Annotated in this window: 15 protein-coding genes and 1 tRNA gene; 7 read left to right on the top strand and 9 right to left on the bottom strand. The window is 36.3% G+C overall.

The genetic code is table 11. The features are described 5' to 3' along the window. The first annotated feature begins 251 nt into the window (after positions 1–251). On the top strand, positions 252–386 hold the full coding sequence (locus OPR43_RS05150; RefSeq protein ID WP_265035737.1) for a hypothetical protein: 135 nt from the start codon (positions 252–254) through the stop codon (positions 384–386). 593 nt (positions 387–979) lie between these two features. Here OPR43_RS05150 and tldD read toward each other — a convergent pair. Next, positions 980–2,398, bottom strand: a complete 1,419-nt coding sequence (tldD, locus tag OPR43_RS05155; protein ID WP_265034408.1) for a metalloprotease TldD — start codon at positions 2,396–2,398, stop codon at positions 980–982. A gap of 62 nt (positions 2,399–2,460) precedes the next feature. On the opposite strand from tldD, the gene OPR43_RS05160 reads away from it, so the two are divergent. The 5 genes from OPR43_RS05160 (at position 2,461) to OPR43_RS05180 (ending at position 5,210) form a co-directional block, all read left to right on the top strand. Beyond that, positions 2,461–2,545, top strand: a tRNA-Leu gene (locus OPR43_RS05160). A gap of 69 nt (positions 2,546–2,614) precedes the next feature. Continuing rightward, entirely contained in the window at positions 2,615–3,106 is a 492-nt protein-coding gene (locus OPR43_RS05165; protein WP_265034409.1) for a hypothetical protein, read from the top strand. Positions 3,107–3,187: 81 nt separating this feature from the next. Continuing rightward, positions 3,188–3,571, top strand: coding sequence for a hypothetical protein (locus OPR43_RS05170; protein WP_265034410.1), 384 nt, complete (start codon positions 3,188–3,190; stop codon positions 3,569–3,571). 152 nt (positions 3,572–3,723) lie between these two features. Continuing rightward, positions 3,724–4,431, top strand: coding sequence for a uroporphyrinogen-III synthase (locus OPR43_RS05175; RefSeq protein WP_265026346.1), 708 nt, complete (start codon positions 3,724–3,726; stop codon positions 4,429–4,431). Further along, a complete protein-coding gene (locus OPR43_RS05180) occupies positions 4,431–5,210 on the top strand; it encodes an exodeoxyribonuclease III (protein ID WP_265034411.1) in 780 nt (259 codons plus the stop codon). The genes OPR43_RS05175 and OPR43_RS05180 overlap by 1 nt, the downstream gene beginning before the upstream one ends. A 36-nt stretch (positions 5,211–5,246) precedes the next feature. On the opposite strand, the gene OPR43_RS05185 is transcribed toward OPR43_RS05180, so the two are convergent. The 4 genes from OPR43_RS05185 to OPR43_RS05200 all read right to left on the bottom strand — a co-directional run bounded on the left by OPR43_RS05185 (position 5,247) and on the right by OPR43_RS05200 (position 10,613). Further along, entirely contained in the window at positions 5,247–6,380 is a 1,134-nt protein-coding gene (locus OPR43_RS05185) for a hypothetical protein (RefSeq protein ID WP_265034412.1), read from the bottom strand. Positions 6,381–6,431: 51 nt separating this feature from the next. Continuing rightward, positions 6,432–9,005: a DNA polymerase I gene (gene polA / locus OPR43_RS05190; protein ID WP_265034413.1), complete on the bottom strand. Its 2,574-nt coding sequence runs from the start codon at positions 9,003–9,005 to the stop codon at positions 6,432–6,434. 523 nt (positions 9,006–9,528) lie between these two features. Then, positions 9,529–9,690 carry a hypothetical protein gene (locus OPR43_RS05195; protein WP_265035738.1) on the bottom strand — a complete coding sequence of 54 codons (162 nt, stop codon included), beginning with the start codon at positions 9,688–9,690 and terminating at the stop codon, positions 9,529–9,531. Positions 9,691–10,175: 485 nt separating this feature from the next. After that, positions 10,176–10,613 (bottom strand): SWIM zinc finger family protein, encoded by a 438-nt coding sequence (locus tag OPR43_RS05200; RefSeq protein ID WP_265034414.1) that lies wholly within the window; start codon positions 10,611–10,613, stop codon positions 10,176–10,178. Between the two features lie 125 nt (positions 10,614–10,738). On the opposite strand from OPR43_RS05200, the gene OPR43_RS05205 reads away from it, so the two are divergent. Next, the gene (locus tag OPR43_RS05205; protein WP_265034415.1) at positions 10,739–10,873 is read left to right on the top strand and encodes a hypothetical protein; all 135 of its coding nucleotides are present in this window, start codon (positions 10,739–10,741) and stop codon (positions 10,871–10,873) included. On the opposite strand, the gene OPR43_RS05210 is transcribed toward OPR43_RS05205, so the two are convergent. The 4 genes from OPR43_RS05210 to tyrS form a co-directional block, all read right to left on the bottom strand. Then, entirely contained in the window at positions 10,870–11,028 is a 159-nt protein-coding gene (locus OPR43_RS05210; RefSeq protein ID WP_265034416.1) for a hypothetical protein, read from the bottom strand. The genes OPR43_RS05205 and OPR43_RS05210 overlap by 4 nt on opposite strands. Beyond that, positions 10,983–11,108: a hypothetical protein gene (locus OPR43_RS05215; protein ID WP_265034417.1), complete on the bottom strand. Its 126-nt coding sequence runs from the start codon at positions 11,106–11,108 to the stop codon at positions 10,983–10,985. Before OPR43_RS05215 ends, OPR43_RS05210 begins: the two co-directional genes overlap by 46 nt. A gap of 111 nt (positions 11,109–11,219) precedes the next feature. After that, a complete protein-coding gene (locus tag OPR43_RS05220; protein ID WP_265034418.1) occupies positions 11,220–11,612 on the bottom strand; it encodes an SWIM zinc finger family protein in 393 nt (130 codons plus the stop codon). A 153-nt stretch (positions 11,613–11,765) separates the two neighbouring features. Next, a complete protein-coding gene (gene tyrS / locus OPR43_RS05225) occupies positions 11,766–13,016 on the bottom strand; it encodes a tyrosine--tRNA ligase (RefSeq protein ID WP_265034419.1) in 1,251 nt (416 codons plus the stop codon). Between the last annotated feature and the right edge of the window lie 115 nt (positions 13,017–13,131).

Here is a 13,131-nt window from a genome sequence, read left to right on the forward strand (position 1 = left end):
TGCTTATCATAGTCTTTTGACTTTTTTTAAGATACAATCCAGGTCTTTTTTTTTAGACTGGATCCTATCATAGGATGACAGAAGCAGACACTCCACATTGTCATTCCAGTGCTTTGACTACTTGGATCCAGCTGAGTTGGTGAGTATAAAAGTATAGCTAATGCGAGCTCTACGTCATGCCGCCGTGGTATCTCTTAGCCGCTAACACGTAGCGGGATGACGGTTGTCAGGGTGTCATCCAGTACCTTCTCTTGTCATCCCAGTGCCCAGACACTGGGATCCAGGAAAGTTTGCTTGTTTACAAGCAAACTAGCATAGAAAGTGGTTACAACGTTTTCGATGAGATTATATGGAAAACTGGATTCCAGTGTCAAGCACTGGAATGACATCACAGGGGCACTGGAATGACACCTCTCTTGGGCTCTTTTAGCTATAAACATTAAGAAATTTACCAAACGAAAAAAAAGGCAAAAGAAGCCCCGTGGTTATTATCCGCTTTAAAATATTGGCGTTTTTTATGTTTTAAACGCTTGACAAGCGAGATTCAGCTGCTTTTAATTGCAACTAACCTACGCTGCAAATGTTTAAGAAATTTACTAAGCAGAAAAAAAGACAAAGAATCCCCGAGTTAGCTAGTCTTTTACTATCTCTGTCGAGTATTGGCATTTTTTGATGTCTTGTAACGCTTTATAAGCGCGTTCAGCTTATTTAGATAAAAATCTAGATGTAGATGAAGTTTTGTAAAGACATACAGTATCTATATACTGCAAAAAATTAAACATAAGACGCCGATACATTAAGTAATCCTTACCTTTTAATCTGCAGATTGGCGAAAGCAAATACAATAGCTTCAGTTTCATGATAAGGGGGCTGGCAAAGGGTGTCAAGTAAGTTTTTTCGTTTCTGCAGGCTACTTGGATAACGGCTACAATGTTTGTACAATTGTACGTCATGCGCTGGAATCCGTTTTAGCCCTTATCTATATCTCAGTTCCACCAACAGTTATTGCGTCGACTTTGAGTGTCGGCTGACCAACTCCAACGGGTACATTTTGTCCATCTTTTGAGCATGTGCCAACACCAGGATCCAACTTTAGATCATTACCAACCATAGATACTTTTTTCAACACTGTTGGACCGTCACCAATTAGTGTTGCTCCTTTGACTGGCTGTGTAATTTTACCATTTTCTATTAGGTAAGCTTCCGAAGATGAAAAAACAAATTTTCCTGACGTTATATCAACTTGCCCACCACCAAAATTTACTGCATATAGACCTTTCTTTACGCTAGATATTATTTCCTCCGGTGTATGTTTTCCAGGCAGCATATAGGTGTTTGTCATGCGCGGCATAATAACTTCTTTATAACTTTCTCTTCTACCATTACCGGTTGGATTTACACCCATGAGTTTAGCGTTCATATGATCCTGCATGTATCCTTTGAGGATCCCATTCTCTATCAATATATTATAACTGGGTGGAGTGCCTTCATCGTCTACGCTGATAGAGCCACGCAAATTAGGCAGAGTTCCGTCATCAACTACTGTGATGTCACTAGCCGCTACTTGTTTACCCACAGAATTTGAAAATGCTGAAACTTTTTTACGATTGAAGTCGCCCTCAAGTCCATGACCCACGGCTTCGTGTAACAATATTCCTGGCCAGCCTGGACCTAAAACGACTGTCATTTCTCCGGCTGGAGTTGGAATTGCTTCAAGATTTACCAGTGCTTGTTCTAACGCTTGGTTTGCAACTTCTTTCCACTTTTTCTCAGAAATAAACTTACTATAAGAGTCCCTTCCACCATGCCCTGCAGAACCTCTTTCGGTACGACCATCTTTTTCTACAATGACTAGCACATTGAAACGTACCAGAGGCCTGATATCGCTTAATCTGTGATCACCTTTTATTATTTGTACGACTTGCCATTCTCCACTTAAAGTTATTTTTACTTGCTTCACGCAGTTATTTTTGGACCTTACATACTCATTAACCTCATTGAGTAGTTTAATCTTTGAATTCATATCCATTTCATTTATGGGGTTAATCCTCGAATATAGGCTTGTCGTCTCTTCGTTTAAATTTATTGAATTTGTCTTGTTTAAAGACACTGAGCTTTTTACCATAGAAGCAGCATTACTAATTTCTTTTTCGCTAATCTCAGAAGAACAAACGAAAGATGTACTATCCTCACAAAAAGACCTTAAACCAAATCCCCTTCTAGTATTCAAGTCCATGTGTTTTAATATGTTATCCTCAAAAAGCAGGGACTCCGACTGGCAAAATTCTAGAAACAGCTCACCACCATCGCTATTGCTCAAAGCGCTATTGACTATTTTATATACGTTATTAATATTAACATTGTTTTGAGCGAAAAATATTTGATCTAGATTTGGCATTACCTTTGAACTAAAAATTGTTTAAGTATATTATTTAACTTTAACATAGTAAACTATAAAAAGCCCGGGTGGCGGAATTGGTAGACGCGCTAGCTTCAGGTGCTAGTAACTTTTTAAGTTGTGGAAGTTCAAGTCTTCTCTCAGGCACTCTTAGCTTCCATATTGCTTGTTGAATTAATTAATGCTACAATATAAGTATTAGGTAATATTTATGCTATGTATGGTGAAAAAGATAAGTTAGCCTACAGAAAGAAGGTACGAACTTACTCGAAACGCTTAGTTACTGCGCTATCTACTGTCCTTTTTATTGGATATATAGCAATATTAGTCTTTAATATTTCTGGGCTAAGTGTACATTCTGCCGCTCTTAGTATCACACTAAGTGCAATTTCACTTGGCTTAAATTTATGGTCACGTACTGATCACTTTCGAAAATGTGAGCTTAATAAGCAGCTTGGTGTAGAAAACTCTCCTGGACAAGAAAAATTAACGAAGATCTATCTTGATATAGTATCCAGTGTTTCATTTCTAATAGGAGGTATTGCATCTATGTCGCTTTTTGAGTCTTCTGTTATCTATTTTGTTTCTACACCTTTTTTTATTTTAGGTTGTGCTATTATGGCAACTAATATCATTCGGACTTTGATCAGCAAACCACAGGCAGAAAAACCTACTGATAACCTCTCTCCAACCGCAAAAGCAGTTTAAGTGTTAACAAGTTAACTTATTTGACTTGTATAGGAATATTAGCTATAATACTAATAGTTTAATAATAAAAGAGGTTAGTATATGGATTTTTCAAACAGTCACCCAGATTTTTTTGAGGATAATGCTCATTATGTAATATCTGAATATAATAAGGATAATCCAGATCTGATAGATCGTAGTGCATATGTAGTAGAACGTGATGAATATGAGAATTTGGTATTCAAAAACTTATATACATATATATGTTCCGATGGAAACGTACATAAAGATATAATGCTTAATCCAAAATCTTTACAAATAGAAGAGAGGATAGAAGATAGCAGAATCAAAAAGTGTTATACAAATAACTATAAGATAGATAATGGAACTTTATCTTTAGATGAGAGAGAATTAGTATTCAATATAACTCCAGGTGAATGGAATGATTCAACAGAGTTCAATGTAATTAGCATTAAAAAAGTATAAGTGAATTTAAAGCTTAGTGGTAAATAGGGGACTGAGTATCCTTATTTCAACATCAATTACTTGAATAGTTGCTCAAGCCATCAAAATAAAAATTTTTATTCAGTAATTTGTGTATAAAGGGTACTATTTTACTAGTAGTGAAATAAATCAGAATGAAGTCTATTTTATTAACGAGGCCTTTATTGGATTCGTTCAATACAAGAAATATATTGAGAAAGTATGGATACAAAGTTTTTATAGAACCAGTATTCACAATAAAGTACTTAAATCCTGATATATCTGCGTACGAATTTGACGTTGTGATATCTACAAGTAAAAACAGTGTAAAGGCTTTTAGTCAAATATGCAAAGTGGATGACTTTCCGATTATTACAGTTGGTAATTCAACCATGCAGGCTGCAAAAAATTTGGGATTTTCTGATATAATCTCAGCAGACAGCAACGTTGATGGTCTGATATCATTCATAAAAGCTCACTATTCAAGCGCAATAAAGTTCTTATATATAAGAGGACAAGAAGTATCATGTGACCTAAAAAAGAGATTATCTGAAGAAGATTTTAACGTAAGAGAAGTTGTACTCTATAAAACAATTATTAAAAGGAGTCTAACTAATAGGTGTAAAAATTTACTGTTGGATAGTAAAATTGATAGTGTTGCTTTTTTTTCCTCACAGACAGCAAGGGTATTTTGTTCATTAGTTCTAAAAAGTGGGCTATCTCATGTGATGAATAATACAGTTGCATATACCATGAGTAAAAACATTGCTGATAGTTTAAAGTTAATCAAATGGAAAAAAATTATAACATCGAGGTTGCCTACTGGGGAGAGTTTAATTGATATAATTAATAAGGACTGTTGATGCTAAAGATTGCAACTTGGAATGTAAACTCCATACGTAAAAGAGTTAACCAACTTTGTAGTTTTATAGTTGATAGTCAGATAGATATAGTTTTGCTGCAAGAGATAAAATGTACGGAAGAGCAATTTCCTTATGCAGAGATAGAAAAGTTAGGATATGAATATGCTATCTATGGACAAGTTGCAAGAAATGGCGTTTGTGTTTTATCTAAATATCCAATACTGGAGAAGTTTAAGATTGATATCGTAGAAGGTTATCAAGAAGCGCGTTATATAGAGTGCATAATAAAGCACAATAATCAGAAGGTAAGGGTAGGAAGTGTATACGTGCCAAATGGTCAAAGCCTGGACTCTCAAGCATTTGAATATAAACTCAAGTTTTTTGATAATCTATATGAAAGGATGAGCACTTTGTTAAAGAATGAAGAGTTAACTATTATAGCTGGCGATTATAATGTTGCACCGGATGAAATTGATGTCTTTGATTCAAATTTATTGAATGGCCAAGTGTGCTTTCATATAAAAGAACGTGAGAAGTTAAGAGCAGTCTTGAATCTTGGGTTTAAAGACGCGTTTAGAATATCTCACCCAAATTTGCAACAATTTACTTGGTGGCATTATCAAGGCAATTCACTCAGAAATAATCAAGGAATGCGAATAGATTATATGCTGTTATCACCACAAGCTGTAGATAAATTGGAAACATGCTACATAGATGATAGATTGCGTAAGCTAGAAAATCCGTCTGACCATACTCCTGTTGTATGTGCTATAGAATAATAGTAGACCTCTTACACAACTCACTTTTTGGCAAACCTAGGTCTTACTTGGTTGCTGCTCTATGGTCTCTTCCCTTCGTTTGTTTTCCTTTCCTGCCCAAGATCGATCTTGCTGCTCACTCTTTTCGTTTCCCCTGTTGTTTTCCTGGGAAATTTGCTCAGGAACAGGTTGTTGTTCACTCTTTTCTTTTTCTTGGGAAATTTGTTCAGAAACAGAGGTGCCTTTCTCAACTCCTGTAACTGGGGTTTTTAAAATATCATCAATGCCCTCGAGAATTTTTCCATTCAGTTTTGCTCTCTTTTCTGTATCATCTTTATCTTGTGAGCTAGGGTCATACAAAGTACCTTTTTTGTTATTTGAAAAAAGAACTCCCACTCCTCCTTTTATAGCAAATATTGCACCAATAGCAGCAACAACTACCGCAAGTGTAGTAGGACCAAAAATTGATATTGAAGCAATGGAAAAAAGAATAGGAAGAAAGATCTTACGTAAGAACGTTGTTACCATCTCTTCATCACTGAGTGGTGGTTCATCTTCCTCTTTTTTGTCTTTACCGAAAAATGGCACCTTCTCTAATAATCCGTCTTTAATAGAGCCAAGAGCGTTTTTAGGATCTACCTTTACTCCAAGCGGCCACCCGAGAAGCTTTATTAGTGAACCTTTAGCTTCTGTACCCCGTATATCAGCTACACACTTGGTTATTACTTGTTGTATTTTATCATTATTGAATTTCTCTTCTCTAGCTAAGCCTTGCTCTCTAATTTCTTTGAATACAGAAAGTAAAAACTGACAGAAATTCTCTTCACTTAGTAACTTTATATCTTCTTGATTAATATTATTGAATATCTTTCCACTATTCTCAAATACAAAAGTAAAAATTTTCTTTTCATCTTCATTATTTAATTGCTTTAATTGTTTAACTAATGACTCCAGATCACTCTGTAATTTTTGTTTTTCTTGATCTGAAAGTTCTTCTTTCAATTTCTGTTTCTTCTTTTCTATTTCCTGTTTCGTTTGCTTTTCTAGATTTTCTGGATTTTCTAAAGTATCTAGGAAAGCACGATAGATTAACTGATGTTCCTCTTTTTCAAAAGTTTTCTCATCTTTGTTAGTTACCTGAGTAAATAGCCTTTGTTTTTTTTCTGGTAAAGTTCGTTTTATATCTGGCATAACTGACCTATTTGCATTTACCTATGTCTTAATTGTAGCATATTTTTCATATTAATTCAAATAATCTATACTCTTAGAATTCACGATGTTTAAGTCATAATTAAGGGAATTTAGACCCCAGTTGTCGCCAACTTTTATTTCTACTTCAAGTGGTACAGAAATTTCTATTGCATTTTCCATTATATCTTTCATAAGTTTTGCTGTTTCTTGTACCTTTTCGTCTTCTACTTCAACCAGTAGTTCATCGTGAACCTGGAGGATTATTTTACCTACTTTCAATTGGTCAAAAAGCTGAATCATCGCACGTTTTATTATATCAGCAGCGGTGCCTTGCAGTGGTGCATTTATTGCTGCCCTTTCTGCAAATTGTCTTACATAAGGAATTGTATTGTTTATGTCTCTTACAAAGCATCTCCTGCCAAACAAAGTTTCTACATAACCATGCAATCTTGCGATAGACACTGTTTTTTCCATATAGACCTTTATTTCTGGGTAACAGGAAAAATAGTAATTAATGTATTCAGCAGCCTCCGCAATGGTAATTCCAAGCCGTTTTGCAAGGCCAAACGGACTAATGCCGTATATAATGCCAAAATTGATGGACTTTGCTTTGCGTCTTAATTGCTCATCTATTTCTTGCACTCCAAAAACTTGCCTTGCGGTGATATCGTGAATATCTTGTCCGTTTGCAAAAGCTTCTTTAAATGCTGCAACGTTTGCAACGTGTGCCAGGAGTCTTAATTCTATTTGCGAATAATCAGCAGAGATTATCTTGCACCCTTTTGGCGCAATGAATGCTTGTCTGATGAGATTTCCTTCTTCGCTTCTGATAGGAATGTTCTGTAAATTAGGATTGCTGGAGCTCAGCCTTCCAGTTGCAGTTGCAGTCGTTGAAAAGCTTGTGTGTATTCTACCATCAAGTGGATCAACTTGCTTTATTAATGCATCAGTGTAGGTGCCTTTTAATTTACTTAAATGTCGCCAATTTAAGATTTTACTTGCGATTTCCGCTCCTTCTGCTTCAAGCGCCTCTAGAACCTCAGAATTGGTGCTATACGACCCATATTTTGACTTTTTCTTTTTATTAAGCCCCATTTTGTTGAACAAAACATCACTTAATTGTTTTGGCGAAGCAATATTAAATCTTTCTCCTGCCAAATTATATATCTCATCTTCAAGCACGGCAATTACCTGCTGAAATTTATCGGACAGCTCCTGTAATTTTTGTATGTTCAGTAATATCCCATTTTTCTCCATATCAAATATTACTTTCATAAGTGGCTTATCGAAGCGCTCGTAAATTGTGAACAATTTTTCCTGAAATAACCTTTGCTTTAGCTTTTCATGAATTGCTATTAAAGTTTTTGCCGAGAAAATTTCTACATCTCCACTCAAATTATGTGCAATTATGTTTGGAATACTGTGATCATGCTTTCCTGTGTCTAAGCTATATGACATTATCATCAAATCATCAACTGAATCTAGCATCTTCTCTACTGCAGGGAAGATTTTCCTGATCTCTTTAATGTTATGTATTATTTTAAGCACCCCATTTGAGAGTAAAGTTGAGTTGATTGTAATGAGTGCATTTTGTATGCTGTCTTGCTCTATACAAAAAATATTATTTTCGCTATAAGATAGACTTAATACATTGTTTTCAAGGTGGTAATGAATTGCAATTTTGCCTTCATATCTACAACGCTCCAAAAATTTCTCTAACTCTTCACTACTATATTCTGTTTTCTTTTCTGTGCTAGATCCATTGTAAGAAAAAAGCTTTTCCATTTTACCTATTAAGGAATTGAATTCATACTTCTTTAAAAAGGATAATAGTTTCTCCATATTTGGAGAATGGACTTCATATTTTGCAATATCATGTTGAAGGTCTACTTTTTCGCATAGTGATAAAAGTTCTCTTGAAATTAGTGCTTTTTCCTTATGTTCGGTAAGAATATTACGAATCCTCGTTTGCTCGATGTTATCAATGTTCTCTATAATATTATTCAATGAATCAAATTCATCTAGTAATTTAGCTGCAGTCTTCGGACCTATTCCCGGAACGCCTGGAATGTTATCGGATGCATCACCAGTTAGAGAAAATAAATCAAGAAGCTTGTGTGAGTTTACACCAAATTTTTCTATTACTTGTTTTTCATCTATGTATATATTTTTAATGGGATCGAATATTAAAATATTGTGGTTCAAGAGTTGAAACAAATCTTTATCTGATGAAACGACTACCACTTTAAAGTCTTGGTGGTTGGCGTATTTTGCAGCTAGTGTTGCGATTATGTCATCTGCTTCATAACCTTCAATCTCTTCATAGCTGAGGTTAAAAGCTTCTACCGCTTCCCTCAGTATGGTAAACTGTGGAATTAGATCCTCAGGAGGCGTTACTCTGTTCGCTTTGTACTCAGGATATAAATTGTGCCTAAAATTCTTTTTCCCCACATCAAGTGCTATAGTTAAGTAGTCCGAATGGGCAATGTACTTAAGAACCATATTCAGAAAGCCATATACACCACCTATTGGCATTCCTGTTGTGGTAATTAAGTGAGGTAGTACATAATAAGCTCTGAAAAGAAAACCATAGCCATCGATGATTGTGAAAGTTTTTTCTTTCATTGTAGATATTTATGCGTGCTTTTGATGGTCCACTATTTAGCTGCGAAAATCAAGTTTTTGTTTTTCTGCTTTTGAGCGTTGTAAGAGATTTTACCGAAAATAGCATTCATGCATGGTTATACCAATTAGACTTCTTGCATAACCATATAACGAACTTTTATTGGAAATAGAAACGAAAAAACTTACTTGACACCCTTCGCCAGCCCCCTTATCATGAGACTGAAGGTATTCAGTTATCTTCATCTGTGCAGATTAAACAGCAAGAAAACAACGTAGTTGGCGTCTTATTTTTAATTTTTTGCACTATGTGCACCTTATGTCTTCACAATATTTCTAGGTTTTTACCTATATAAGCTGAAACGCGCTTATAAGTCGTTTAAGACAGTATAGTACGCCAATTTGCAGGATTAGAGAGTGACAACTAGCTAACACGGGATTTCTTTTGCCTTTTTTTCTGCTTAGTAAATTTCTTAAACATTTAAACAAAGGTGAGTTGCATTTAAAAGCAGCTAAATTGCAGTGTTTAAGACTTAAAAAACGCCAATACTGAAAATAGACAATGACTAGGGCTTCTTTTGCCTTTTTTTTTATTTGGTAAATTTCTTAAATATTTATAGCTAACATGAACTGGGCAGCGCGTGACGTTAATTTCTATCCAAGAGGGTGTCATGCCAGTGCTTGACACTGGCATCCAGCTTTTTCATAATCATCAAAACGTTGTATTTTAACATAAAACGGCTACTTTTATGCTTACCAACTTAATAAAATTCCTGGATCCCAGTGTCAAGCACTGGGATGACAAGAAGAGGGGCTACTCGGATGACACCCTGACAACCGTCATCCCGCTGCTTGTTAGCGGCTAAGAGATACCGCGAATGAATCGCGGTATGACGGTTAAGTATCCCGCTACTTGTTAGCGGCTAAGAGATATCGCGGCGGTATGACGGTTCGCGGCAGCATGACGATAACCTCATCATCCCGCTACTTGTTAGCGGGATTTGGAGATACCGCGGTGGTATGACGTAGGAAAACCTAAGCTATACTTTTATGCTTACCAACCCAATCAAAATTCCTGGATTCCAGTGTCTGTGCACTGGGATGACAAAGGAGAGCTACTCGGATGACACCTTTTTTCTACTTAGTTTGGGTTATGTAAGAAGTCTATTAAATCTACTCATATTCCTCATATTCCAATTCACTAACAATCTCCGGATAATAAACACTCAAATTTAGGATCATCTCAATAAGCTCTCTCTTTGTCTTTTTGAGTAGCAACTTCTCAAAGTGATCTTGCTCATTAATGCGATCGGAGCACTCTCTAGACGATTTATATCCCCGCTGATTATATTGAATTAAAGCGAAGCCTGTTGCAGCCATGTGCTTACATGGACCAAAATTTTCGAACGCTGGACAAGAACATTCTCCATTAAGAGAATTGCCATTACGTCTTAGTGTTACTTTATATACCCCTGAGCCAACAACTTTTGATTTAACGTCAAAATCGCTAACAGATACGATATGTACCATTCTGTGATTAAAGTAAAACTCTCCTCTGGAGAAATAAGGCTCATTGATAAAATCCTTGATATCTTCATGACTTAATCTCATCTTATACCTCCCTAAAAGTTTATTTTATTACTGCAAAATCTAACCCACCACAACTTTAATATGACGTTTTTTTCCTGCAGATAGTTTGTGTAATATAGCTAAACTGACTTAGATTTACCGACAATTTGAAAAACGAAAATTCATTATCCCGCTACTTGTTAGCGGAATCTATGCTAAGAGGTACCACGAATGAATTGCGGTATGACGGTTCGCGGCGGGATGACGATAAGCTCGTCATCCCGCTACTTGTTAGCGGCTAAGAGATACCGTAACGGTATGACGTAGGGGTTGCCGAGAACTTGTCATCCCAGTGCTTGACACTGGGATCCAGCCTTCCTGCAATCTCATCGAAAACGTTGTAACCACTTTCTATGCTAGTTTGCTTGTGAGCAACCTGGATTCCAGTGTCAAGCACTGGAATGACACCCACTGGTGAGTCAAGCCAAAAACGTTTGTACAGCTATGTGTCAAGGCACTGGGATGACACCCTGACAACCGTCATCCCGCTACGTGTTAGCGGCTAAGAGATATCGCGGCGGTATGACATAGGGAAACCTTGCTTGGGCCAGCTATAGATTATCTGATCTCACCATCTTTCCAATCACTTTATACATAATTCTCGGATTTTGGAAACTTACTTTGAGTGAATTGCTCATATTCTTCATCCTCTAGTTCTTCAAAAATCTCTGGATGTTGGTCACCTAGACGAACAATTATTGAAATGAGCTCTTTGTTTGTTTTTTTAAGTAAAAACCTTTCAAGGAGAGTTTGTTTATCAACATATCCCGGGCACATAGATGATCGATACTCCTTTCTGTCAAGATCAATCAAAGTAAAACCCGTTGCAGCCATATGCTTACATGGACCAAAGTAACAGAATGCAGGGCAGGAACATGTTCCACTGAAAAGAGGACCATCGTGCTTTAGTGTTACCTGATATTTACTTGACCCAACCACCTTTGATTTAGCGTGAGATTCATCAACAGATATGATCTGCACCTTTCCTTTGGTTAAAATAATCTCTTCCGCTAGAGAGGTAGGGTTCTTTGATAAGACCTGTGATATCTTTATAATACAGTCTCATTTTTGCCTCCTTATTTCATATATAAAGCCCTCAATTTTCTAATATATCCTTTCTTCCATAAAAATTTATTAACCCACCACGACTTTTATATGGCGTTTCTTTCCTGCAGACAGTTTTATAAATGACCGACCTTTGAAGCTCTCGGAATTTATTATGTAGTTAACGTCGGTTATAATATTATCATTAACTTTGCACCCATTGCCCTGTATTAAACGCTTTGCTGCGCATTTTGAAAATTCCAAACCGGTGTCACGCAGTAGGTTTACTAAGGATATGCCGCTTGCAACTTGTTCTTTTTTTATGATGTAATCAGGAAGTAGTGAGCTATCTTCATTCTCAAAAGCAGAGACTGCAGCAGATAGTGCGAGTGCCGCTTCTTTGTCACCATGACATATTTTTGTCACTTCTGTTGCCAAGACCTTTTTTGCTTCATTTATTTCTTGATCCTTTAAAGATTCTAGTGTTCTAATCTCATCAATTGGCACATCAGTGAGCAATCTCAAAAAACGTCCAACATCTTGATCATCAACGTTGCGAAAATATTGCCAGTAGTCGTAAGGTTTTAGCATATCGCCATCGAGCCATATTGCTCCACTTTCAGTTTTGCCCATTTTTTTTCCTTGTGCATTTAATAAAAGAGGCGTAGTAAGGCCAAACAGCTCAGGTAAATTCAACTTTTTTCCAAGCTCAATTCCGTTTACTATATTTCCCCACTGGTCTGACCCTCCAATCTGCAGACGACAATCATATTTTTTGTTTAATTCAGTAAAGTCGTAAGCTTGCAATAGCATGTAATTGAATTCCAGAAAGCTTAAGGTTTGCTCTCTATCTAGCCTGGTTTTCACACTATCAAAACTTAGCATACGATTTACAGAAAAATAAGCTCCTATATCACGCAAAAAATCTATGTATTTTATGTTATCCAACCAATCTGCGTTATTTACTATCATTGCACCAGTCTTGCTGTCATTAAAAGACACCATTTTCTCTAATATTCTCCTTATATTGGATGTATTTTGATTGATGTTCTCTACGGGCAAGATGCTTCTTGCTTTATCTTTGAAGGATGGGTCACCAATTTTTGTTGTGCCGCCTCCAAGTAAGACTATCGGCTTGTAACCAAATTTTTGCAGGTGACGGAACATCATAATATGCATTAGGTGACCAATATGAAGACTTGGTGCTGTGCAATCAAACCCAATGTATGCGACTATATAATTGCTCTGCAATAATAACTGATCTAGTCCTTCAATGTTTGTGCATTGGTATAGGTACCCTCTTTCTTGGATAAAATTTAAAAACTCGGACTTGTGTTTCATAATCTCCTTGTATAGTGTGCTCGTTTATAATAAAATTTTCTGGATCCCAGTGTCAGCTACTCGGATGACACCTTTTCTTGGGGAGCTATCCTAAAGGTGCGATACTTATACAGTT

It is taken from the genome of Wolbachia endosymbiont (group A) of Apoderus coryli (assembly GCF_947251615.1).
Classification (GTDB): domain Bacteria; phylum Pseudomonadota; class Alphaproteobacteria; order Rickettsiales; family Anaplasmataceae; genus Wolbachia.